This is a genomic window from Flavobacterium sp. B114r (assembly GCF_056824125.1).
In genome coordinates this window covers 1-24,877 of the sequence record NZ_CP124858.1, presented here as the reverse complement: position 1 = coordinate 24,877, position 24,877 = coordinate 1, and the positions used below count along the sequence as shown (strand labels likewise).

19 protein-coding genes, 2 tRNA genes and 2 rRNA genes are annotated in these 24,877 nt (G+C 35.3%); 10 read left to right on the top strand and 13 right to left on the bottom strand.

The genetic code is table 11. From position 1 onward, the window contains the following. Positions 1–2 precede the first annotated feature (2 nt). From QLQ94_RS00115 to pafA, 5 genes are all read left to right on the top strand, one after another. Positions 3–76 (top strand) — tRNA-Ile (locus tag QLQ94_RS00115). 100 nt (positions 77–176) lie between these two features. Continuing rightward, positions 177–250: transfer RNA gene (locus tag QLQ94_RS00110), tRNA-Ala, on the top strand. A gap of 194 nt (positions 251–444) precedes the next feature. After that, positions 445–3,328 (top strand): 23S ribosomal RNA (locus tag QLQ94_RS00105). Positions 3,329–3,465: 137 nt separating this feature from the next. Next, positions 3,466–3,575 (top strand): 5S ribosomal RNA (gene rrf / locus QLQ94_RS00100). A 597-nt stretch (positions 3,576–4,172) separates the two neighbouring features. Next, a complete protein-coding gene (gene pafA / locus QLQ94_RS00095) occupies positions 4,173–5,792 on the top strand; it encodes an alkaline phosphatase PafA (RefSeq protein ID WP_427401660.1) in 1,620 nt (539 codons plus the stop codon). A 128-nt stretch (positions 5,793–5,920) separates the two neighbouring features. Here the strand turns inward: pafA and ald are convergent, their stop codons facing one another. Continuing rightward, complete coding sequence (gene ald, locus QLQ94_RS00090; RefSeq protein ID WP_271334491.1) at positions 5,921–7,039, bottom strand: alanine dehydrogenase; 1,119 nt, start codon at positions 7,037–7,039, stop codon at positions 5,921–5,923. Positions 7,040–7,239: 200 nt separating this feature from the next. Between ald and QLQ94_RS00085 the strand changes: the two genes are divergently transcribed. Beyond that, complete coding sequence (locus QLQ94_RS00085) at positions 7,240–7,698, top strand: Lrp/AsnC family transcriptional regulator (RefSeq protein ID WP_072961962.1); 459 nt, start codon at positions 7,240–7,242, stop codon at positions 7,696–7,698. Positions 7,699–7,793: 95 nt separating this feature from the next. On the opposite strand, the gene QLQ94_RS00080 is transcribed toward QLQ94_RS00085, so the two are convergent. Then, a complete protein-coding gene (locus QLQ94_RS00080) occupies positions 7,794–9,242 on the bottom strand; it encodes a glyceraldehyde-3-phosphate dehydrogenase (RefSeq protein WP_271334490.1) in 1,449 nt (482 codons plus the stop codon). Positions 9,243–9,412: 170 nt separating this feature from the next. Beyond that, positions 9,413–10,813 carry a S1C family serine protease gene (locus tag QLQ94_RS00075; protein WP_427401662.1) on the bottom strand — a complete coding sequence of 467 codons (1,401 nt, stop codon included), beginning with the start codon at positions 10,811–10,813 and terminating at the stop codon, positions 9,413–9,415. Between the two features lie 134 nt (positions 10,814–10,947). Here QLQ94_RS00075 and dapF point away from each other — a divergent pair, with 134 nt between their 5' ends. The 4 genes from dapF (at position 10,948) to QLQ94_RS00055 (ending at position 14,630) form a co-directional block, all read left to right on the top strand. Then, complete coding sequence (gene dapF / locus QLQ94_RS00070) at positions 10,948–11,730, top strand: diaminopimelate epimerase (RefSeq protein ID WP_271334495.1); 783 nt, start codon at positions 10,948–10,950, stop codon at positions 11,728–11,730. Between the two features lie 48 nt (positions 11,731–11,778). Next, a complete protein-coding gene (locus QLQ94_RS00065) occupies positions 11,779–12,312 on the top strand; it encodes a GNAT family N-acetyltransferase (RefSeq protein WP_482498778.1) in 534 nt (177 codons plus the stop codon). 10 nt (positions 12,313–12,322) lie between these two features. Continuing rightward, the gene (mltG, locus tag QLQ94_RS00060; protein ID WP_271334487.1) at positions 12,323–13,363 is read left to right on the top strand and encodes an endolytic transglycosylase MltG; all 1,041 of its coding nucleotides are present in this window, start codon (positions 12,323–12,325) and stop codon (positions 13,361–13,363) included. Between the two features lie 613 nt (positions 13,364–13,976). After that, complete coding sequence (locus QLQ94_RS00055; protein WP_271334486.1) at positions 13,977–14,630, top strand: peptidoglycan-binding protein LysM; 654 nt, start codon at positions 13,977–13,979, stop codon at positions 14,628–14,630. A 48-nt stretch (positions 14,631–14,678) separates the two neighbouring features. Here the strand turns inward: QLQ94_RS00055 and scpA are convergent, their stop codons facing one another. From scpA to dnaA, 10 genes are all read right to left on the bottom strand, one after another. After that, complete coding sequence (gene scpA, locus QLQ94_RS00050) at positions 14,679–16,820, bottom strand: methylmalonyl-CoA mutase (RefSeq protein ID WP_271334485.1); 2,142 nt, start codon at positions 16,818–16,820, stop codon at positions 14,679–14,681. Between the two features lie 46 nt (positions 16,821–16,866). Continuing rightward, positions 16,867–18,231 carry a methylmalonyl-CoA mutase subunit beta gene (locus QLQ94_RS00045; protein ID WP_271334484.1) on the bottom strand — a complete coding sequence of 455 codons (1,365 nt, stop codon included), beginning with the start codon at positions 18,229–18,231 and terminating at the stop codon, positions 16,867–16,869. 23 nt (positions 18,232–18,254) lie between these two features. Continuing rightward, positions 18,255–18,590, bottom strand: coding sequence for an FtsB family cell division protein (locus QLQ94_RS00040; RefSeq protein WP_271334483.1), 336 nt, complete (start codon positions 18,588–18,590; stop codon positions 18,255–18,257). A gap of 152 nt (positions 18,591–18,742) precedes the next feature. Continuing rightward, positions 18,743–19,351 (bottom strand): uridine kinase, encoded by a 609-nt coding sequence (udk, locus tag QLQ94_RS00035; protein ID WP_055095441.1) that lies wholly within the window; start codon positions 19,349–19,351, stop codon positions 18,743–18,745. Between the two features lie 253 nt (positions 19,352–19,604). Further along, complete coding sequence (locus QLQ94_RS00030) at positions 19,605–20,486, bottom strand: SDR family oxidoreductase (RefSeq protein ID WP_271334482.1); 882 nt, start codon at positions 20,484–20,486, stop codon at positions 19,605–19,607. 77 nt (positions 20,487–20,563) lie between these two features. Continuing rightward, complete coding sequence (locus tag QLQ94_RS00025; RefSeq protein WP_271334481.1) at positions 20,564–21,691, bottom strand: methionine aminotransferase; 1,128 nt, start codon at positions 21,689–21,691, stop codon at positions 20,564–20,566. Between the two features lie 36 nt (positions 21,692–21,727). Further along, complete coding sequence (locus QLQ94_RS00020; RefSeq protein WP_271334480.1) at positions 21,728–22,165, bottom strand: energy transducer TonB; 438 nt, start codon at positions 22,163–22,165, stop codon at positions 21,728–21,730. Between the two features lie 22 nt (positions 22,166–22,187). Continuing rightward, positions 22,188–22,901, bottom strand: coding sequence for an SAM-dependent methyltransferase (locus QLQ94_RS00015; RefSeq protein ID WP_427401665.1), 714 nt, complete (start codon positions 22,899–22,901; stop codon positions 22,188–22,190). Between the two features lie 71 nt (positions 22,902–22,972). After that, positions 22,973–23,440: a low molecular weight protein-tyrosine-phosphatase gene (locus tag QLQ94_RS00010; protein ID WP_482498775.1), complete on the bottom strand. Its 468-nt coding sequence runs from the start codon at positions 23,438–23,440 to the stop codon at positions 22,973–22,975. Positions 23,441–23,449: 9 nt separating this feature from the next. After that, on the bottom strand, positions 23,450–24,877 hold the full coding sequence (gene dnaA, locus QLQ94_RS00005) for a chromosomal replication initiator protein DnaA (RefSeq protein WP_271334477.1): 1,428 nt from the start codon (positions 24,875–24,877) through the stop codon (positions 23,450–23,452).

Below are 24,877 nucleotides of genomic sequence, written 5' to 3'. Positions count from 1 at the left end.
AGTGTCTCGTAGCTCAGCTGGTTAGAGTACTACACTGATAATGTAGGGGTCGACAGTTCGAGTCTGTCCGAGACAACTATTTTACTCTTAAAAAGAAGGAAATTTTAGAAGTTGAAAGATTAAGGATCACATAGTTCATAATTTTTAATTCACGATTTTTAATTTTTAATTAAAAAGGGGGATTAGCTCAGCTGGCTAGAGCGCCTGCCTTGCACGCAGGAGGTCAACGGTTCGACTCCGTTATTCTCCACTATCTTTAAGAAGATAGAATATAGAAAAAAGAATATAGACTTGGTCTATTATCTATTCTCTATGTTCTTTATTCTGAAAAAGAAAAAGTTCATTGACATATTGAGATAAGAAAATAATAAAAAGTAGAAAGCGTTTTTTACAATTTTATTGTAAAAGACAAAAAAAAACGGTCATATTAATTTATGATTGGTACAATAAGCAAAATAAGGGCGTATGGGGGATGCCTTGGCTCTCAGAGGCGATGAAAGGCGTGATAAGCTGCGAAAAGCTACGGGGACGGGCACACACCGATTGATCCGTAGATACCTGAATGGGGCAACCCACTATGTTGAAGACATAGTACACCGATAGGTGGGCAAACCCGCTGAACTGAAACATCTAAGTAGGCGGAGGAGAAGAAAACAAAAGTGATTCCGTAAGTAGTGGCGAGCGAACGCGGATTAGCCCAAACCAATGTTGTTACGGCAAGATTGGGGTTGTAGGACCACGATATTTTATGTACAAGGAACCGGAAGTTACTGGAAAGTGACACCATAGAGGGTGATAGTCCCGTATGGGTAACGAGTATAATAGATAGTGGTATCCTGAGTAGGGCGGGGCACGTGAAACCCTGTCTGAATTTGGCGGGACCATCCGCTAAGGCTAAATACTCCTGAGAGACCGATAGTGAACCAGTACCGTGAGGGAAAGGTGAAAAGAACCGTGAATAACGGAGTGAAATAGATCCTGAAACCATACGCTTACAAGCGGTCGGAGCCCTTTCGTGGGGTGACGGCGTGCCTTTTGCATAATGAGCCTACGAGTTAACGTTGCTGGCAAGGTTAAGTGGTTAAGCCACGGATCCGTAGCGAAAGCGAGTCTGAATAGGGCGCTTTAGTCAGTAGTGTTAGACGCGAAACCGTGTGATCTACCCATGGGCAGGTTGAAGCTGTGGTAACACACAGTGGAGGACCGAACCGGTTGACGTTGAAAAGTCTTCGGATGACCTGTGGGTAGGGGTGAAAGGCCAATCAAACTCGGAAATAGCTCGTACTCCCCGAAATGCATTTAGGTGCAGCGTTAGTTATAAAGTTATATAGAGGTAGAGCTACTGATTGGATGCGGGGGCTTCACCGCCTACCAATTCCTGACAAACTCCGAATGCTATATAATGTTCACTAACAGTGAGGGCTTGGGTGCTAAGGTCCAAGTCCGAGAGGGAAAGAACCCAGACCATCAGCTAAGGTCCCCAAATATATACTAAGTTGAAAGAACGAGGTTTGTCTGCCCAGACAGCTAGGATGTTGGCTTGGAAGCAGCCATTCATTTAAAGAGTGCGTAACAGCTCACTAGTCGAGCGGACGAGCATGGATAATAATCGGGCATAAGTATATTACCGAAGCTATGGATTTACAAGCAATTGTAAGTGGTAGGGGAGCATTCTAACAGGGTTGAAGGTGTATCGTAAGGTATGCTGGACTGGTTAGAAAAGAAAATGTAGGCATAAGTAACGATAATGCGGGCGAGAAACCCGCACACCGAAAAACTAAGGTTTCCACAGCTATGCTAATCAGCTGTGGGTTAGTCTGGTCCTAAGGCGAACCCGAAAGGGACAGTCGATGGCTAACGGGTTAATATTCCCGTACTACTAATTACTGTGATGGGGTGACGGAGTGATGAAAGCGCCGCGAACTGACGGAATAGTTCGTTGAAGTACCTACCTATAAGACCCGCAGGCAAATCCACGGGTTTTGGGGAAATACGATAGTACTCGGAGTCTTCGGACAAAGAGATAGTGCGCCTAAGGGCTTCCAAGAAAAACCTCTAAACTTCAGGTAATTAGTACCAGTACCGTAAACCGACACAGGTAGTTGAGGAGAGAATCCTAAGGTGCTCGAGAGATTCATGGCTAAGGAATTAGGCAAAATAGACCCGTAACTTCGGGAGAAGGGTCGCCCTGAGTAATCAGGGCCGCAGTGAAGAGGTCCAGGCGACTGTTTATCAAAAACACAGGGCTCTGCAAAATCGTAAGATGAAGTATAGGGCCTGACACCTGCCCGGTGCTGGAAGGTTAAGAGGAGATGTTATCTTCGGAGAAGCATTGAATTGAAGCCCCAGTAAACGGCGGCCGTAACTATAACGGTCCTAAGGTAGCGAAATTCCTTGTCGGGTAAGTTCCGACCTGCACGAATGGTGTAACGATCTGGACACTGTCTCAGCCATGAGCTCGGTGAAATTGTAGTAACGGTGAAGATGCCGTTTACCCGCAGTGGGACGAAAAGACCCTGTGCACCTTTACTATAGCTTAGTATTGACCTTGGATAAATGATGTGTAGGATAGGTTGGAGACTGTGAAGTGGCGTCGCCAGGCGTTGTGGAGTCATTGTTGAAATACAACCCTTTGTTTATCTGAGGCCTAACCCCGTTTTACGGGGGACATTGCTTGGTGGGTAGTTTGACTGGGGTGGTCGCCTCCAAAAGAGTAACGGAGGCTTCTAAAGGTTCCCTCAGTACGCTTGGTAACCGTGCGTAGAGTGCAATGGCATAAGGGAGCTTGACTGAGAGACATACAGGTCGATCAGGTACGAAAGTAGAGCATAGTGATCCGGTGGTTCCGCATGGAAGGGCCATCGCTCAAAGGATAAAAGGTACGCCGGGGATAACAGGCTGATCTCCCCCAAGAGCTCATATCGACGGGGGGGTTTGGCACCTCGATGTCGGCTCGTCACATCCTGGGGCTGGAGAAGGTCCCAAGGGTTGGGCTGTTCGCCCATTAAAGTGGCACGCGAGCTGGGTTCAGAACGTCGTGAGACAGTTCGGTCTCTATCTACTGTGGGCGTTAGAAATTTGAGTGGATCTGATTCTAGTACGAGAGGACCGAATTGGACAAACCTCTAGTGTATCTGTTGTTCCGCCAGGAGCATCGCAGAGTAGCTACGTTTGGAAGGGATAAGCGCTGAAAGCATATAAGCGCGAAACCCACCACAAGATGAGATTTCTTTTAAGGATCGTGGGAGATGACCACGTTGATAGGCTATAGATGTAAAGGCAGTAATGTCATAGTCGAGTAGTACTAATAATCCGTAAGCTTATGTACACCCTTTTCCTCCCGAGTGATCGGGAGGAAGAAACTTTCTAAAAATAATAAATAAAAATACTTTTCTTTATCTCAGTATGTTAAGATATTGTGTAATGTTGATTAGCAACAGCTAATTACCCATTGCAAAACGGCCTTAAGGTGGTTATTGCGGCGGGGCTCACCTCTTCCCATCCCGAACAGAGTAGTTAAGCCCGCCTGCGCAGATGGTACTGCAGTTATGTGGGAGAGTATGTCGTCGCCTTTCTTTTGAAAACCCTGTTTCTAGCGAAACAGGGTTTTTTGTTTTACAAAATACTGGGGTAATGTTTTATAATGCTTTGTAGTTTAACCGCAAAGTGCGCAAGGAAAGTTTGTAATTGTTAAGTTCGCAAAGCTGGATCCGATGATATTTTGTGACCAAATGCAATTGTGGAAAGTTGTCTTTCTTTTTGTTTTTATTGATTCTTATTTTTTTTTTAAATAGCTTCTAGTTTGCTTTTTAAAAGAGAAGGACTAAAAAATCTTTTAATTGAATGTTGGTGGAAAGTTCACAAAGGCACAAGGCGTGATACTTTGGAATCTGGAATTTTAAAAATGACACTTCTCTTTATCTTAGATTGCGTTAGGGATGGCAGCGATATCCTTTTGCGATACTACAAGCCTCTGGCGAAACAAACTAATATCTCTATCGCAAAAGATTTAGCGTACAGCCCGACCCGAAGGGAAACGCCAAAATCAAGTATTGGATAATTTTCTGTAAAAGTTTCTGTTAAATTATATTCATTTTTAAGTTTTAAATTATGGTGTGTTAGCCTATCTAAATGTGAATCTGTATTTTTGTATTAAATATTATAATTTAAGTATGAAAAAAAGTATTGTATTGTTGACATTGTTTGTTCTCTCAAATTTAAATGCTCAACAACGCCCTAAGTTAGTGGTAGGGATTGTAGTAGATCAGATGAAAATGGAATATTTATATCGGTTTTCAGATGATTTTTCACCAAACGGATTTAAGAGATTGATGAATAATGGATATACTTTTCAGAATATGCATTATAATTACATGCCAACTTATACAGCCCCGGGACATGCATCAATTTATACTGGAACTACGCCAGCTACACATGGAATTGTAGGTAATGAATGGTTTAGCAGAACACTTGGAAAGCAAATGTATTGTACGGATGATGCAGGTGTGAAAACTGTTGGTGATGGTACAGCAGAAGAAGGTGCTATGTCTCCTAAAAATTTGCAAAGTACTACTATTACTGACGAAGTAAGAATGGCGACCAATTTTCAAGGAAAAGTAATTGGAATTAGCCTTAAAGATCGTGGCGCAATTTTGCCGGCAGGTCACTTTGCAAACTGGGCATTTTGGTACAGTAAAACCGGATCTTTTATTTCAAGTACTTTTTATGGAGAAAAATTACCTGAGTGGGTTATTCAATTCAATAATGAGAAACATTATATGCCATATATTAACAAAGGATGGGATTTGTACAAACCAGCTTCAACATATAACGAAAGTTTACCTGATGATAATCCTTATGAAGGTAAATTGTACGGAAGTGCAGCGCCTGTTTTTCCGTATGATTTAAAATCAATGTATGAAAAGAATGATGCTGGAATTCTAAGAGCAACTCCTTTTGGAAATGACTTACTGGCTGAATTTGCTAAGAAAGCTATTGAAAAAGAAGAATTAGGAAAGGATAATATTACAGACTTTTTAACTGTAAGTTTCTCTTCTACTGATTATGTAGGTCACTTACTTGGGCCACGTTCTATGGAACTTCAGGATACCTATTTGAGATTAGATCAAACAATCGCAGATTTCTTAAATTATCTGGATAAAACTGTTGGGAAAGGAAATTATTTACTTTTTCTAACTGCTGATCATGCAGGAGCTGAAAATGTGATTTATTTAAAAGATCATAAATATAATGTAGATAATTATCCTTCAAAAGAAGTTAAAAAAAGTTTACAGGATTTCTCTGTTAAAACATTTGGAGTTGATTTAATCTTAAACTACTCAAACTTTAATGTTTTCTTCAATAAACAAATTATTAAAGATAAAAAGTTAGATTTAGTAAAAGTAAAACAAGCTTTTAAGGATTTTTTAATAGCTCAGCCACAAGTTAAAAAAGTATATACTGAAGAAGAAATTTTAGCTAATGCAGGAAATGATTATTATTTGAATTTTGTCGCGAAAGGTTATGATGTCACCCAAAATGGTGATTTGGTAATTATTGATAAACCCGGAGTTATCGAGTACACAACTACAGGAACGTCACACGGAACGCCTTATTCTTATGATACACATGTGCCAGCTATTTTTTACGGATGGCATATTAAAAAAGGAGAATCTTATGATAAGAAAGCCATTACTGAGATTGCGCCAACAATTGCGCAAAAAATCAAAGTAACTTTCCCAAATGGAACTGAAGCAAAAGTGTTGCAAGAAGTTTTAGATGAGAAAAAATAGTTTCTCTCTAGCATACAAAATAAAACCTGTCATATAATGGCAGGTTTTTTTATGTGATAAAAAAAAGGCTTTTCAATTAAGAAAAGCCTTTTGAATAGTGTTTAGTAAGCACTTATTTAATGTTAGCACTATGCGTTTGCTAACACTAACTCTTCGTTAAAAGGAAGGTTCCAAGCTTCAGCAACTCCTTTGTAAAGAATTTTTCCGTTAGCAATGTTTAATCCTTTTTTCAATTCTTCATTTTCGTTACAAGCTTTTTCCCAGCCTTTATTTGCTAATTGCACCGCGTAAGGCAAAGTTGCATTAGTCAAAGCCAAAGTAGATGTGTAAGGCACAGCACCTGGCATATTTGCTACACAGTAGTGAACAATATCATCAATGATAAAAGTTGGATTTTCGTGAGTTGTAGGAGTACAAGTTTCGATACATCCACCTTGGTCAACTGCAACATCTACAACAACAGTTCCCGGGCGCATTAATTTAAGCATGTCACGAGTAATTAAGTGAGGCGCTTTTGCTCCTGGAATTAAAACTGCTCCAACAATTAAATCAGCTGTAGCAATTGCTTTTGTAATGTTGTAATGATTTGACATTTCTGTACTCACGTTTGCAGGCATAATGTCATCTAAATAACGTAAACGAGGCAAACTTAAATCCATAATAGTTACCTGAGCTCCTAAACCAGCCGCCATTTTTGCAGCTTGAGTTCCAACGATTCCCCCACCTAAAACTAAAACTTTAGCAGGAGGTACACCTGGAACTCCACCCAAAAGAATTCCTCTTCCTTTTAATGGTTTTTCAAGATATTTTGCTCCTTGCTGAATAGCCATACGACCGGCAACTTCAGACATTGGAACTAATAATGGTAAGCTGCGATCTGCTTTTTCAACCGTTTCATAAGCTAAACATACAGCACCTTTCTCAAGCATAGCATGAGTTAATGGTTCTGATGAAGCAAAGTGAAAGTAAGTAAATAATAATTGATCTTTTTTGATTAATGGATATTCAGATGCAATTGGTTCTTTTACTTTAATGATCATTTCAGCAATAGCATATACTTCCTCAATAGTGGCTAAAACAACCGCTCCGGCATTTGCATATTCCTCATCACTAAAACCACTTCCTAGACCAGCTGTTGCCTGAACATAAACTGCATGTCCGTGTTTTTTCATTTCAGAAACTCCGGCGGGAGTTAAAGCCACACGGTTTTCGTTATTTTTTATTTCTTTTGGAACACCTATTATCATTTTGTTATATTTTTTCGTTTTTATTGAAATTCTTTTACAAAACTACAGATAGAGAATATATTATGGATTGAGCACCTATAAATAAGAAAATATTATTTTATTTAATACTTTTACAGAAAAATATTCTTTTTGAGAGCCTACTATCTTGCTCAAAAAGAAAAAATGACTAAATTTTATTAATTACAGAAAACGTTTTCGTTATGGCTTTAGATGAAATTGACAAAAAAATCCTACGACTTTTGCAAGAAAATGCGCACTATACTTTAAAAGATATTGCAAACAAAATAAATCTGTCTCTTACACCTGTACATGATCGGGTTAAACGGCTTGAAAAAGAAGGTGTTATTGAGAAGTATGTTTCAATTTTAAACAAGAAAAAATTAGGCAATAATCTCACGGTTTATTGTCAGGTAACGCTAACGAAACAAACATATGATACTTCAGAAGGATTTAATCAGTCGATTTTGAATTTGCCTGAAGTGGTGGAATGTAATTACGTATCCGGAAACTTTGATTATATGCTTAAAATTATAATTCCAGATATGGAAAGTTACCATCAATTTCATCAAAAAAAATTATCAATATTACCTGAGGTGTCTTTAATTAATACTGTTTTTGTAATTTCAGAAGTTAAGAGCACAACTGTTCTGCCTATATAATCTAAACTATTCCTATTGTGTTCTTTTTCATTCAAACAAAAACCACCAAGCACTGCCTGATGGTTTTAAAAATAATGGGTGGTTTTGGTTTTATATTAATAGTAAGTAAAACGTCTCACTTTGGCAATGTATTTGGCCAATCGAATAACCTGATGACTGTAGCCGTATTCGTTATCGTACCAAATATAGAGCACAATGTTTTTTCCGTCATTTGATACAATTGTGGCGTTGCTGTCATAAATAGAGGGAGCAGATGTTCCAACGATATCAGATGAAACTAATTCATTATTTAATGAATATTTTATTTGCTCTACTAATTCTCCTTCGAGAGCATATTTTTTCATGATTTTGTTAATTGAAGCAATAGAAGTTGCCTTTTTAACTTCTAAATTCAAAACAACTAGAGATCCATTTGGAACCGGAACTCTAATAGCATTCGAAGTCAATTTTCCTTCTAATGAGGGCAAAGCTTTCGCAACAGCACTTCCGGCACCAGTTTCGGTAATAACCATATTTAAAGCTGCAGCTCTTCCGCGACGGTATTTTTTATGCATATTATCAACCAGATTCTGATCGTTTGTATAGGCATGAATAGTTTCCAGATGGCCTTTTACCACTCCCAAAGTATCTTCAATAGCTTTTAAGACAGGAGTTATGGCATTTGTCGTACAGGAAGCGGCGGAGAAAATATCAATTTCGTCAGGATTATATTCATTATGATTTACACCATGAACAATATTAGGTATTCCTTTTCCGGGAGCTGTCAATAAAACTTTGCTAGTTCCTGGTGAAGTCAAATGCTTTTTTAAAGCTTCTTCAGTTGTAAAAGCTCCCGTATTATCAATTACCAACGCATCATTGATTCCGTATTGAGTATAGTCAATTTCTTCCGGTGCATTTGCAGTGATAATATGTACCGTAGTTCCGTTTATAATCAAAGCATTATTTTTTGGATCAGCAATTACAGATCCCTGAAAATCTCCATGAATAGAATCATAACGTAAAAGAGAAGCTCGTTTCTCTAAAGTTGATGTGTCGTTCTTGTCACGTGTTACAATCGCTCTTAAGCGCAATTGGTTTCCTTTACCAGTTTTAGACATTAATTCCCGGGCTAATAATCTGCCAATTCTACCAAAACCATATAAAACAACATCTTTTGGCTGAATTTCTTCTGATGATTTAGCCTTTTTTAATTTATCGATTACAAAATATCTTGCATCAGGATATTTTTCATCTTCTAAACGATATTCATAAGTTAGTTTTCCAAGATCTAATTTTGCAGGAGGAAGATCTAAGGTTAAGATAACTTTTGCGATTTCAACTGAATCAAAAATGGTGATAGGTTTACCCACAAATTCACCTGCATATTGATGCAAATTGATTATATCGCTGACATTTTTATCCAATAATTGATTCTTGAATAAGACCATTTCAATGGATTTGTCATACCATAAATCGCTTATGATTTTAATTAATTCGACACCAGCTCTTCTTCGGTCGACTTGTAATGATACCTCTTTTTGGTACAAAGATTTGTTACTCATAATTGATTAAATTGAAAAAATAAATACACGAATATTTTTGAATTTGGCGCAAAAGTATTTATTTCAATCGATTTCGTAAGCTATTTTGTGATTTATTTTTAAAAACCTCTACGAAATAAAAAAGCCATCCTGATTTTTCAGAATGGCTTAGTTTTGGGAAATAAAAAGAATTAGATGATAACTCGGATGATCTCTCCTTTTTTATTAATCATTTCAATTCGTATGCTTTGATTTTCGTCTTTTTGGCCTAAAAGTTTTGAAACCGTTTCGATATCTGTTGCTTTTATATTGTCAATACTCAAAATAATATTGCCTTGTAATTCATTATTATATTGTTTGAGATTTTCGTTTGTCAGCGCTTTTATTTTTACACCATAGTTTAGACCGAATCTCTTTTTATCGGTAGCATCTATATTTTCTAATTCGATTCCTTTAAATTCAGTACTAAAAAATTCATTTTTGCTCAAGGTAACAGGAACTACTTTGTTTTTTCCATCACGAATATAGGTTACCTGAACGACATCATTTGGTCTTTTTGTATTAATATATCCTGAAAAATCAGCATAAGTAGCAATGTCCCGATTATCTAATTTTACGATAATATCTCCTTTTTGAAGACCAGATTTTTCGGCTCCTGATTGTTTATTTACTTTATTGATATAAAAGCCCTGAGTTTGAGAGACACCTAGTTCTTTGGACGCGGCATTATTAAGTTCGCCACCTTCGACACCCAGTATCGCTCTTTGTACATTACCAAACTCCATGATATCTTCGATAATTTTTCTGGCAATATTTGATGGCACTGCAAATGAGTATCCTACATAAGATCCTGTTGTGGAGGATATCATAGTGTTAATGCCAATTAATTCTCCACGAGTATTTACCAATGCACCTCCACTATTGCCCGGGTTTACAGCAGCATCTGTCTGAATAAAAGATTGTATTCCGTTTGTGTCCAAATTTCTGGCTTTCGCCGAAACAATTCCGGCAGTTACAGTCGAAGTTAGGTTGTACGGATTTCCAACAGCCAGAACCCATTCGCCAACTTTTACAGCATCAGAATTTGCAAAAACAGTATAAGGTAATTTTTCATCGGTATTGATTTTTAATAATGCAATATCCATTTTAGAATCAGTTCCAATAAGTTTTGCTGTATATGATTTTTTATTGTTTAAAGTAATTTCAATTTCGGTAGCATTTTTTATCACGTGATTATTGGTTACAATATAACCATCTGCAGAAATAATAACCCCGGATCCTGTTCCTACCTGTTCTTGTGTTTGTTGACCTCCGTAACCATAAAAGTATTCTAACATCGGATTAGTTACGGTTCTGCGAGACACATTTTTTACGTGTACTACAGTATGAATAGTTTTATCTGCTGCTGCAGTAAAATCAACAGTTTCCGCAGCCAATCCTACTTGCTTTGAGAAAGAATTTGGAGCAAGAGTTACTACTGGATTTTTTGTACCAAAAACAGAGTCGTTATTTTCAAATAATAACTTGTATGCACCAAGTGTAGTAGCACCACTTAAAAGTGATACTAAAAATAGGGTAGAAAATCGTTTCATAGTTGATCAATATTTAAGTTATCTAATGTAAAATTATATCAAAAAAAATCTGAAGTAAAGTCGTTTAACTCTGTTTAACAATGATTAACATATCATTAATAGTTCGTACTTTTGTATTTCTCAATTCAAGAAAAATGCAAGTAGAATTTTATAAATATCAAGGAACAGGAAACGATTTCGTAATGATTGATAATCGTTTAGATTTTTTCCCCAAGAAAGATACGAAATTAATTGAACGTTTGTGCGACAGACGATTCGGAATAGGAGCGGATGGACTTATTTTGTTAGAAAATGATACTGAAACTGACTTTAGAATGGTATATTATAATTCAGATGGAAATCAGAGTTCAATGTGCGGAAATGGAGGTCGTTGTTTAGTAGCATTTGCCAATCAATTGGGTGTAATTGAAAACAAAGCTACATTTATTGCAACAGATGGTTTACATCATGCTTCTGTTGGTGATGATGCTATTATTTCGTTACAAATGATTGACGTTGATGAAGTGCAAAAAAAAGGTTCTTATACTTTTTTAGACACAGGTTCCCCACATCATGTTCAGATTGTTGATGATTTAGAACATTATAATGTAAAAGAGAATGGTGCCGCAATTCGTTATGGGGAGTTGTATGGAGAAAAAGGAAGTAACATTAATTTTGTAAAAAAAGTCGATGACAGTACTTTTTCACTTCGTACCTACGAAAGAGGAGTAGAAGATGAAACGCTGGCTTGTGGTACTGGAGCAACTGCAGTAGCTATTGCTATGAACGCTATTGGTGAGACAGATAAAACTTCGATTAACCTAAATGTTGAAGGAGGAAAATTAACCGTTTCTTTTGATAAATTAGGAGATCATTTTACGAATGTTTTCTTAACCGGACCAGCAAAATTTGTTTTTAAGGGAACAATAGAAATTTAATCAATAATGTCAGTCTGAGACAAGTCGAAGACAAATATATAATCAACAATGATTACACTGAAAGGCGAAAATATTTATCTTCGAGCATTAGAACCTAATGATTTAGAGTTTGTATATGCGATGGAGAATGATGAAAATATTTGGGAAGTCAGTAACACACAAACGCCTTATAGTCGATTTTTGGTTAGGCAATATCTCGAAAATGCACAACAGGATATTTACGAAGCAAAACAACTTCGTCTGGCAATTTGCCAGGATCAGGATTTTCCGGCGATTGGTTTAATTGATTTATTTGAATTTGATCCAAAAAATAACAGAGCAGGAGTTGGAATCGTTATTCAGAGTGGTGAAAATAGAAACAATAAAATTGGATCTGAGGCATTAGAACTTTTAATTAAGTATTCCTTTCATAATTTAAATTTACATCAATTGTATGCAAATATTGCTGTAGGAAATGTACCAAGTATAGCTCTTTTTACTAAATTTGGCTTTGAGAAAATAGGAATTAAAAAAGATTGGATTTTGCTCAATAACCGCTATCACGATGAAGCAATTTTTCAGTTAATTAACAAACAAATTTAAACTTTAGACTTTGAGCTTAAAAAAAATAATCACGATATCTGCTGTAGCTGTAATTTCAGTTTTAATGATTTATGGTTTTATTTTAATTAATAAAATATTCAGCGCCAATACCAAATTCGAAGAAAAAGAACTTTATGTATATGTTCCAACTGGTGCAAATTATACTGATGTAAAGAAAATATTAGAACCCTATATCAAGAATTTTGACAATTTTGAAATGGTTGCCAATAAAAGAAGCTATCCTGAAAATGTAAAATCCGGTCGTTTTTTACTTAAAAAAGACATGAATAATCTTGATTTAGTTCGTGCGATGCGAGCTAATATTCCTGTAAAATTGGCTTTTAATAATCAGGAGCGCTTAGAAAATTTTGCCGGAAGAGTAGGTGCAGAGATTGAAGCAGATAGTTTGTCTTTAATGAAAGCAATTAAAGATCCTGCTTTTTTGAAAGAAAATGGTTTTAATGAAGATAATGTATTTGCTATGTTTATTCCCAATACTTATGAAATTTACTGGAATACGTCTGCAGAGAAATTCCGTGATAAAATGATTAAGGAATACCATAATTTCTGGACTCCTGAAAGAATAGAAAAAGCAAAGAAACAAGGATTAACACCTGTACAAGCAACAATTTTGGCCTCAATCGTTCATAAAGAATCTGTCAAAAAAGATGAAAGACCTCGCATTGCCGGCGTTTATTTGAATCGTTTACGATTAGAAATGCCGTTGCAGGCAGATCCAACTGTTATTTATGCCTTGAAATTAAAAGATAATAATTTTGATCAGGTTATCAAAAGAGTTTTTTATAATGATTTGGTAATGAAATCGCCTTATAATACGTATGTAAACATAGGACTTCCGCCAGGGCCAATCGCAATGCCTGATATTACTGCTCTTGAAGCGGTTTTAAACCCGGAAAAAAACGATTATATTTATTTTTGTGCAAGTGTAGATCGATTTGGTTATCACGAATTTGCGGCTACTTATGAAGAACATACTAAAAATGCAAAAAAATATTCAGACTGGATTGCTAGCCAGGGGGTAACAAGATAAATGAGCATTTGCATGTAGTGCAATTGAAATTATATGGAAAACCGAAGCTTTTATGGCTTCGGTTTTTTTTATTATAGTTTGATAGGGAGGTATTTTTTTATTTCCTACATAAAAAAACATGACACCTAAGCATTTCGGAAAACCGTTGCAAATTCATTTAATTGCAATTTTTGTACTTATGGAATGTTATGAAAATACTTTTGACAAAAAAAGCATTTGCTTTCAGGTAAATTTTAATTTTTCGTAAAAAACCAGACTTCGAATTTGAGTAAAAAGTATCTTTTATTTCGATTCGATTTATGTGAATTTTTAAAATCAAATTCATTTTTCGTTGTTAAAAACGAGATTTTAAAGTAGGTTTTTTCTTGTTTTTTGTTTGAATTTGATAAAAAAATGCTAAAAAAGCCCTTTTTTTTTACTCTTTTTTTTAGTTTTTGGAGCTAATTTCAGAAGCTGTTCGATCGCTCGAATACTCGGTCAATAAAGGGATTAAAAGAGATTATTGTATTTTATAAAATATGTAAAACGCTGATTATGAGTATTGTTTTGTATTTCTTATCTTTGCACCGTAGAAATTTCAAGAGGGTGACAGCGTCTTGAAGAAAAACAATTTATGATAAAGAAGTGGTATTTTTATGCGAGTTTGATCGTTATTATTACATTTTTGAGTTTGGGTTTTAAACCCTTTAATATGGAAACCAAACCGTGGTTCCTAATCGAAAAAACAGATGGATCTGAATACGTATTTCCATCGCAAGAAGAGGATGATTATCCTACAGAAAAAAAGGTAAATGTTCTATTTACAGAAAAGCGCCTTATAAGTTTTAAAGAAGCAGTTGCTTTTAAAGAATCTCAAGGAAAATACCGATTGGTAAATTCATTGGGTTACATGGGAAAATACCAATTTGGTTCTAAAGCCTTAAGAGCGGTTGGTGTTCATAATAATAAAGCATTTTTAAAAGATCCTGCCTTACAGGAAAAAGCATTTATTGCTTTGCTATCCAAAAACAAATGGATTTTACGTAATGAAATTCAAAAGTATCAAGGTAAAATTATCAGTGGCATTCAAATTACCGAATCTGGAATTTTGGCAGCTGCACACCTTGGAGGTGCTGGTTCAGTTAAAAACTTTTTCAAAAATAATGGAAACAGACATTTTAAAGATGCCTATGGAACTTCATTGAAAAGTTACATGAAAGCCTTTGGAGGTTATGATTTATCCCATATTGAGGCAGATAATGATGCTACAATACACGATCAAATTTAGAATAAGCATAAAAAAATCCCGAAATTGTTCGGGATTTTTTTATGCTCTTTAGTCAATTAAGATTTCTAAGATTTTAATAGCTGCTTCACTGATTTTAGTTCCTGGCCCAAAAACAGCTACGGCTCCGGCATCAAACAGAAATTGATAATCTTGCGCCGGAATTACACCGCCAACAATTACCATGATATCTTCACGTCCGTGTTTTTTAAGTTCTTCAATAACTTGAGGGACCAATGTTTTATGTCCTGCAGCCAGTGATGAAACGCCTAAAATATGCACATCATTTTCAACAGCTTGTTTGGCTGCTTCGGCTGGAGTTTGAAAAAGAGGACCTATATCTACATCAAAACCTACATCAGCATATCCGGTTGCGACTACTTTTGCGCCGCGATCATGTCCGTCTTGTCCCATTTTGGCAATCATGATTCTGGGACGTCTTCCTTCTTGTTTGGCAAAGGCATTAGCTAATTGTTTTGCCTTCTCAAAATTCTCGTCATTTTTTATTGCTGCACTATACACACCGCTAAAGGATTTAATCTGTGCTTTGTATCTTCCAAAAATACTTTCAAGAGCATCGCTGATTTCGCCTAATGTTGCTCTGTTTCGAGCAGCTTCAATAGCAATTTCTAATAAGTTTCCTTGTCCGGTTTTGGCACAAAGTATTAATTTTTCGAGTGATTGATTTACTTTTTCAGTATCTCTTTTTGCTTTTATCTGTTCTAGTTGCTCTAATTGTTGTTTGCGGACCATTTGGTTGTCTACATCCAAAATATGCAAAGGATCTTCTTTTTCCAGTCGGTATTGATTAACACCAACAATAATATCTTGTCCGCTATCTATTCTGGCTTGTTTTCTGGCAGCTGCTTCTTCTATTCGTAGTTTTGGAATTCCTGCTTCAATAGCTTTTGTCATTCCTCCTAATTCCTCTACTTCTTCAATTAGTTTCCAGGTACTTTTTAGAATTTCATTAGTTAAACTTTCAACATAATAACTTCCTCCCCAAGGATCAACAGTTTTTGTGATTTTAGTTTCTTCCTGTAAAAAAATCTGAGTATTACGAGCAATCCTTGCCGAAAAGTCTGTTGGTAATGCAATCGCTTCATCTAAAGCATTAGTATGTAAGGATTGAGTTCCTCCAAAAGCAGCGGCAGTAGCTTCGATACAAGTTCTTGCCACATTATTAAACGGATCTTGTTCTGTTAGACTCCAGCCACTTGTCTGGCAATGCGTTCTTAGAGCTAATGATTTATCGCTTTTAGGATTAAATTGTTGTACTAATTTTGCCCAAATCATTCTTCCGGCACGCATCTTGGCGATTTCCATAAAATGATTCATACCAATTGCCCAAAAGAAAGAAAGGCGAGGGGCAAACTCGTCAATCGTCATTCCTGTAGAAAGTCCGGTTCTGATATATTCTAAACCATCAGCCAGCGTATAAGCCAATTCAATATCAGCAGTTGCTCCGGCTTCCTGCATATGATATCCTGAAATCGAGATCGAATTAAATTTAGGCATTTTCTTGCTCGTAAATTCAAAGATATCAGCTATAATCTTCATAGAAGGCGTTGGAGGATAGATATAAGTATTACGAACCATAAACTCTTTCAGGATATCATTCTGGATCGTGCCGGATAATTTTTCAATGGCAACACCTTGCTCTTCTGCTGCAACGATATAAAATGCCATAATTGGCAAAACGGCGCCGTTCATAGTCATTGAAACTGACATTTCATCAAGTGGAATCTGATCAAATAGAACTTTCATGTCTTCGACAGAATCGATGGCAACTCCGGCTTTCCCTACATCACCCACAACTCTTTCATGATCTGAGTCATAACCACGATGCGTTGGTAAATCAAATGCGATCGAAAGCCCTTTTTGTCCTGCTGCTAAATTTCTTCGGTAAAAAGCATTACTTTCTTCAGCGGTCGAAAATCCTGCATATTGTCTAATCGTCCATGGTCGTCTTACGTACATAGTAGCATATGGTCCACGTAAATTCGGTGCAAAGCCAGCTCCGAATTCTAAGAACTCTAAATCCTCAATATCTTTTTCAGAATAAGTTTTTTTGAGTTCAATTCCTTCAGCCGTGTAAAAGTTTTCAGTTATAGAATTGGGATTATTGGCCAGTTTGTCTAACTTTTCATTTTTTACATTTAACTTAATATGTTTAAGGTCTTTTCTTATCATGGAAATACTCTTTTGAGCAGGTTTATTAATTACTTAGAAAAAATATTTATTCAAGTTCTAATCTTTCTTGTTCCAGCTTCTCAGCTAATCTTTTTTCTATAATAGGTGTAATTAAAGTTTTTCGAGGTTTTATTTTTACAAAAGGAAACAATTCTAAATCATGCTTCATCTTGTCATCTTTATTAGGATATTTATTTGTTCCTAATAAAACTTCTTTTTTAGAATCGAACAATTCCTGCTCTTTTACAGCGCTTTCCTGAATCTTCTTTTTGATAGTTCCGTCGTTTAGAAGTTTTAAAAATCCACCATTTGCCTCGATATCTTTAAATAAAGTTAAACTTTTCTCGGCCAATTGTGTGGTTAGACTTTCTATATAATAACTTCCATCAGCCGGATTATTGACTTTGTCGAAGTAACTTTCGTGTTTTAAAACCAATAATTGATTTCTGGCAATTCTATCACCAAATTCATTGTCTTTATGGTATAATGAATCATAAGGTAAATTTGCAACAGCATCTGCACCGCCTAATATGGCTGACATACATTCGGTTGTGGTACGAAGCATGTTTACGTTATAATCGTAAATCGTTTTATTACGTTTGGTTGGTGTTACCAAAAAATGACATTCTAAATTGGGATTGTATTCTGAAGCGATCAATTTGAAAAGCATTCGTAAAGCACGAAGTTTTGCAATTTCAAAAAAATAATTGGTGCCTACAGATATTTCAAAAACAATTGGTTTTGTAATACTTGGTAAACGATTCAAATATTCATTGGCATGCGCTAAACTATAGGCTATTTGTTGTGTAATATTGGCACCTGCATTTTGATACAAACCTGAATCTATACTTAATAAATTAAGATTTGTTGTTGCTTTTGAAATTTTTTCAATCGTTTCAAAATTATTTTTATCTGATGTAGTAAACCAGTTCCCTTCTCTTGCAAAATGACCAATTGGGTCAATATTACAATAAAAAATAGCTTTTTTCTGAATTGAAATAGTGTCTAATATTTTTACGAAATCGATTGAAATAAACGATAAATTAAAGTAAACTGTTCTGTTTTCTAAAGGAAGAGTTTCTAATAATTTTTTGACATCAATTTTTTCGTTTTGTATGGTAAAACGCAAACTTTCCGCACCTCTTTCGATAGTGTTAATGGCTCTTTGAATCGATTTCTCAATATCATAAACAAAGATGTTTTGGCAAATTTTAAAATTAGATGCTTCTGTTTGTACTGAAGCAGTTTTTGAAAATTCATCGATATGATAAAATGGTTTTACCTGAATATCTTCCGGAGAATTCCAAATAACAGTTTCGTTATAATCAGCTCCGTCTAATTCGAACTGAATTTTTTGTTTCCATTGTTTGGATGAAATCGGATTAAAATCGTCGAATAGGGTAGTAGCCATTGGGATTGTGTGCTTTTTTCTGATTATTCTTTAGTGTCTTGAATAGTATCTCCTTCAAATTGGATGATATAAATATCTTCGCTGTCTTTTTTCATGAAATACTTTTCGCGAGCATATTTTTCTATTTGTTCAGGGTTTTTAAGTTGCTTAATTTGTTCCTGATCTTTTTTTATTTCGACCTGGTAATACTTTTTGTTGTCTTGTAGTTCGTTGATCTGGTTGTCTAAAAAGCGATGATCAAAATAAGAGTAATTGTCTAAGAAGAACATCCAGATTACAAAAAAGAGTAAAACCCAGACATATTTGTTGCCTACTAATTTGAACCAGCGTTTGCCTTTATATGGATTTTTGAATTTCATTTTCTCTTTGACTGATTACTTCTTATAATTTTGATTGGTGTTCTAGCCCCGATGGAGCCGATATCCTTTTTATGGCTTTTTCTGCCATAAAAAGATAAAGGCGAGAGCGGGAAATAGCTCCTTATTTCTATGGAATAAATTTACGATAAAATTTATGAAATTCGTTGATTAATTACAGCACGAACTACATCAATGGCAACAGTATTGTATTTATCATTAGGAATAATAATATCTGCGAAGGCTTTTGAAGGTTCTATAAATTGCTCATGCATAGGTTTTAAAGTGTTCTGATAACGTGTTAAAACCTCGTCGATATCGCGTCCGCGTTCAGAAATATCTCTCTTTAAACGACGAATTAATCTTTCGTCAGAATCAGCGTGAACATATACTTTAACGTCAAAAAGGTCGCGTAGCTCAGGATTCGTTAAAATTAATATCCCTTCAACAATCATTACCTTTCTTGGATGCGTTGATACCGTATCGTCAGTTCTGTTGTGCTGAATGAATGAATATACCGGTTGGTCGATAGTTTCGCCTTCTTTTAAAGCTTTTAAATGTTTTACCAATAATTCAAAATCGATCGCGCGCGGGTGATCAAAATTGATTAATGCTCTTTCGTCGAATGACAAATTATGGGTTTCTTTATAGTACGAATCCTGAGAAATTACGCCCACTTCAGTGTCTGGTAATTCGTTCATGATCTGGTGTACCACCGTTGTTTTTCCACTTCCTGTTCCTCCTGCAATTCCAATAATGAGCATAATTTTATATTATATATTTTGTTCGGCAAAAATAATAATTTAACTGGATTGTCTACACATATTAACTTATTTAACCATATAAGTTATATAAGTAAATTTAAGCAAACAGATCTTTAAACAATTTATTACTTCATTGAACTTATATTACTTATATGGTAAAAAACATAAAAAAATCCCGAAAGTAGAACCTTCGGGATTTGGTGCAATCAGTATAGTTTATAAAAAATATTCTGAATTTAGTAAGCACGTAAAATTATTTATTCTTTTTTGCTTTTATCATCATTTCAAGCTGGTCCCAAAGTTCTTCAGGAATTGCTTCTAGTAAATTAAATTGCCCTGCGCCTTTTAGCCATTCTCCACCATCAATAGTAATCACTTCACCATTTACATAAGCTGAAAAATCAGATACTAAATAAGCTGCCAAATTTGCTAATTCCTGATGATCACCTACACGTTTCAATGGAACTTTTTTGGCCATGTCAAATTTTTCAGCAAGATCGCCCGGCAATAATCTGTCCCATGCACCTTTTGTAGGGAATGGTCCCGGAGCGATTGCATTAGAGCGGATTCCGTATTTTGCCCATTCGACTGCTAAACTGCGCGTCATGGCTAACACTCCTGCTTTTGCAGTAGCACTTGGTACAACATAAGCTGAACCAGTCCAGGCATAAGTAGTAACTATATTTAAAATTGTAGATGATTTTTGTTTGGTATCGATCCAGTGCTTACCAAAAGCAAGCGTACAGTTTTTAGACCCTTTTAATACGATATCTATAACAGTATCAAATGCATTTGCAGATAAACGTTCTGTTGGAGAAATAAAATTTCCGGCAGCATTATTCAAAAGAACATCAACTTTGCCAAAAGCTTTTAAAACTTCCTGAAGCATGTTTTCTACTTCTTCATAATGACGAACATCACATTGAAGTGGTAAACATTTACCTCCTGTTTCAGTTTCAAGTTCAGTTGCAGTAGCTTTTAGCTTGTCTAAATCTCTTGAAGTAATCGCTACCTGAGCGCCTAATTCTAAGAAATATTTTGTCATTGCTTTTCCTAAACCGCTTCCGCCACCTGTAACTACTATGACTTTACCTTTTAAAGCGTCATCTCTTAACATTTTATCTGTATAGCTCATATTTTTTTCTTTTTATTACAATATTAATTAAATAAATAGGATGCGCGCATAATAATGTTATAAATTTTTGATAAACTTTATATATCACACAATTTTTTTGCGGCAGATTCTAAAGTAAAATCATCTTTGGCAAAGCAAAAACGTATTAATTTTTGGTCTTTATGATCAGAATAAAAAGTAGAAATAGGGATAGCAGCAACGCCATGATCGGTTATTAGTTTTTTACAAAAAGTAACATCATCGTCGTTTGAAATACTTGCATAAGAAGCCACCTGAAAATAAGTTCCTTCGCAAGGTTTTAACTCAAAACGACTATTTTGAAGTGATTTCTGGAAATAATCTCGTTTTTCCTGATAGAATTTCCCTAAAAGATTGACATTTACAAGATCTAAATATTCACTAATGGCAGCTTGTGAAATACTGTTGACGCTAAAAACCAAAAACTGGTGTACTTTTTTAATTTCTTTCATCAAATGTTCGGGTGCAACAGTATAGCCTATTTTCCAGCCCGTAATATGAAATGATTTTCCAAAAGAAGAAACCATTATGCAACGGTTTAAAAGAAAATCTTTAGTGTGTGCAGAAATATGTTTTTCTTCGAAAGTGATGTATTCATAAACTTCATCTGATAAAACAATAATGTCAGGATGTTTTGATAGTAGTTTTTCTAGTTGAAGAAAATCTTCTTCTGTCAAAATTTTTCCTGTTGGGTTATGCGGATTATTGATAATAATCATCTTTGTTTTTGGCGAACAGGCTTTTTCTATGGTTTCCCAATTTGGTGTATAATTGTCATTTAAAGCTACCCGAACAGGTTTTGCATTACAAAGAAGAACAGGGGATTCATAAGAGTCATAACTCGGATCCAGAATAATAACTTCGTCACCTGTTTTTACCAAGGCCAAAATTGAAGTGAAAATTCCCTGAGTTGCGCCGGCAGTAACTAAGATTTCTGTTTCAGGAACAATTATTCTGTTGTATGAACTCTGAACCAATTTTGCAATCTGATTCATCAATGGAGGAAAACCTGCCATTGGTGTATACTGGTGCACATTTTCTTTCGATAATTTTGCCAAAATAGCTGTTAATCTTTCGTCTACAGGAAAATTCGGAAATCCCTGCGAAAGATTTATTGCATTATATTCGGTTGCCATTTTAGACATGACCGTAAAAATGCTTGTTGTTACATTTGGAAGTTTGCTCATGAAATTAGATTAAGAAAAAGATTGATAATTGCAGACTTATAGCTGTACAGGCACAACAAGTGAGTATATAGTTCTGACTCCTTTACCGTTTAGTTTTCCAGGTTTCCATGTAGGAGATAATTTTAAAACCCTTACCAGTTCCTCTCCGCTGTAAGATGCAATATCTCGAAGGATTTTTATATCACTTAATGAACCGTTTATTTCAATATTAAAAGTGGCGAATACTTTTCCTTGCAAAGTTGGTCTCTTGTTTGATTTTTTATAGTTTCTCTCTATAAATTGATGAAATTCTACTTTTTCTCCTGGGAACTCTGGTTTTACGTCAATCCCAATAGGGTTGTATATGTCGATTTCGTTAGGAGGAATGATATTTCCATTTATATTTTTCGGAGGTTCAGGAATTCTCCTGATCTCCTTTTGTGAAAATGTTTTTTGCGCAACACAAATTAGAATTAGTATTAAAAACTTTTTCATGATATAGTGTCTTAAAGTTAGTTTACATTTTATGTATAATAAAAATCGTAGGTCGATTATGTAAATCAACTTTTAGTTTTTTCCAATCTGCAACACGCAATGTTTTAATAAATTCTGTTGGTAACGTAATATCAGTCGCAATACATAAATGCGTCGAAGGATTTAATATTTGAAGAATATCTTCAACTAATTTATTGTTTCGATAAGGAGTTTCAATAAAAAGTTGAGATTGATTTTTGTCCTGCGATAATTTTTCAAAATACTTCAATGCCGATTTTTTCTCGTCTTTATCAATTGGCAAATACCCGTTGAAAGTAAAACTTTGTCCGTTCATTCCGGAAGCCATCATTGCTAACAATATAGACGAAGGACCAACTAACGGAACAACCTGAATTCCTTTTTCATGTGCTAATTTTACAATTACAGCACCGGGATCAGCAACACCCGGACAACCAGCTTCACTCATTAATCCTACGTTTTTTCCTTCCAGCAAAGGTTTGATAAAATCTAAATGCTCGCTTGGTTCGGTACGTTTATTAAGGGTGAAAAGTATTAGTTCTGATTGTTTTTTTTCCGGCGAAACCGCTTTTATTGATTTTCTTGCCGTTTTTTCGTTTTCAACAATATAATGATCTATAAAATCGATACTTCTTTTTACGGTTTGTGGCAAAACATCCATTGGATCGCTTTCGCCCATTGTTGTTGGAATTAAATATAATTTTCCTAGAAGTTTCATTTTGTGATATTTTAGAGTTTAAACAAAAATGTATTTTAATTACCAGTTAAGTAATTAAAATACAAATTAAATTATGAATGTTTTTTGATAAGTTTTTTGGCAATAATTTCAGCAGCTTCATCCAGCATTTTATATACATCGTCAAAGCTATTTGTTGCTCCGTAATAAGGATCAGGAACATCTGTATTTTTATTAGGAAAAAGTTCTTTTAGAATAAGCTGAACTTTGTTTTTGTGTTCAGGCGTTTTTGCAAGATGAATTACGTCGCTATAATTGGAACTGTCCATTACATAAATGTAATCAAACTCATCAAAATCGGTGATTTTAAATTGTCGTCCCTTTTGAGCGTCTATGCATAATCCATTTTTCTGGGCTACTGCAATCGAACGTTTGTCCGGAGCATTACCTACGTGCCATGAACCTGTTCCGGCTGAATCAACAATAAATTTATCATGGGGTAATTTTGATGCTAGAATACCTTCGGCTAAAGGTGATCTGCAAATATTTCCCAAACAAACCATTAAAATTTTTACTGGCATGATTCGCGTTTATAGCGTTAGTTTTTTGTTAATGTCTTCGACAAATTTCTTGAATTGTTTGTCTGTAGAAACTAAATTGTCAACAGTTTTACAAGCATGTAATACAGTAGCGTGATCACGATCTCCAATTTGTGAGCCAATGTTTGCTAAAGAAGCTTTTGTGAATTTCTTTGCAAAAAACATAGCCAATTGTCTTGCCTGTACCACGTGTCTTTTTCTGGTTTTTGATTGAAGTGTTTCAATGTCTAACTGGAAATAGTCTGATACAATTTTTTGAATATAATCGATAGAGATTTCTCTCTTTACGTTTTTAACAAATTTCTCAACAACGCTTTTAGCCAACTCAATTGTAACTTCTTTTTTATTGAAAGAAGATTGTGCAATTAACGATATAATAGCACCTTCAAGTTCTCTAACATTGCTTTTGATATTGCGTGCAACATATTCAATAATATCTTCCGGGATTTCAACACCATCGCGATAAAGAATGTTTTTTAAGATCGAAATTCTGGTTTCGTAATCCGGCTGGTGTAATTCAGCAGACAATCCCCATTTAAAACGAGATAATAAACGTTGCTCAATATCCTGCATGTCAACAGGAGCTTTGTCCGAAGTCAAAATTACCTGTTTTCCGTTTTGGTGTAAATAGTTAAAAATATGGAAAAATACGTCCTGAGTTCCTGATTTTCCAGATAAAAACTGAACATCATCAATAATCAAAACGTCGATTAATTGGTAAAAGTGAATGAAATCATTACGATTATTCTTTTTAACCGAATCAATATATTGTTGTGTAAAAATTTCGGCAGAAATATATAAAACCGTCTTTTCAGGATATTTATCTTTTACTTCTACACCTATAGCATGTGCTAAGTGTGTTTTTCCTAAACCAACTCCACCAAAAATCAATAAAGGATTAAATGATGTTCCTCCAGGTTTATTGGCAACAGCCATACCTGCAGAACGGGCTAAACGGTTAGAATCACCTTCAAGGAAATTGTCAAAACTGTAGTTCGCATTTAATTGCGATTCAATTTTAAGATTTCTAATTCCGGGAATTACAAACGGATTTTTAAGTTCAGGGTTTAAGTTTTTAAACGGAGCATCAACCTCTTGCGGTTTCATTGGCACTCTGTTGGCACTTGGCAACTGTTCGGTAAACGGTTGTTTGTTGCCATAAGTGTTCTCCATTTTAATTTTATAGAGTAACTTTGCGTTTTTTCCCAGTTCTTTGGTAAGTGCGACTTTCAATAATTTCACGTAATGTTCTTCTAGCCATTCGTAGAAAAATTTACTTGGTACTTGAATATATAACGCGTTGTCGGTTAGCTCAACTGATTTGATTGGTTCGAACCAAGTTTTATATGCTTGATCTTGAATATTGTCTTTTATAAAGGACAAACAGTTTTCCCATACCGATTGAGCAGTTTTAGTCAT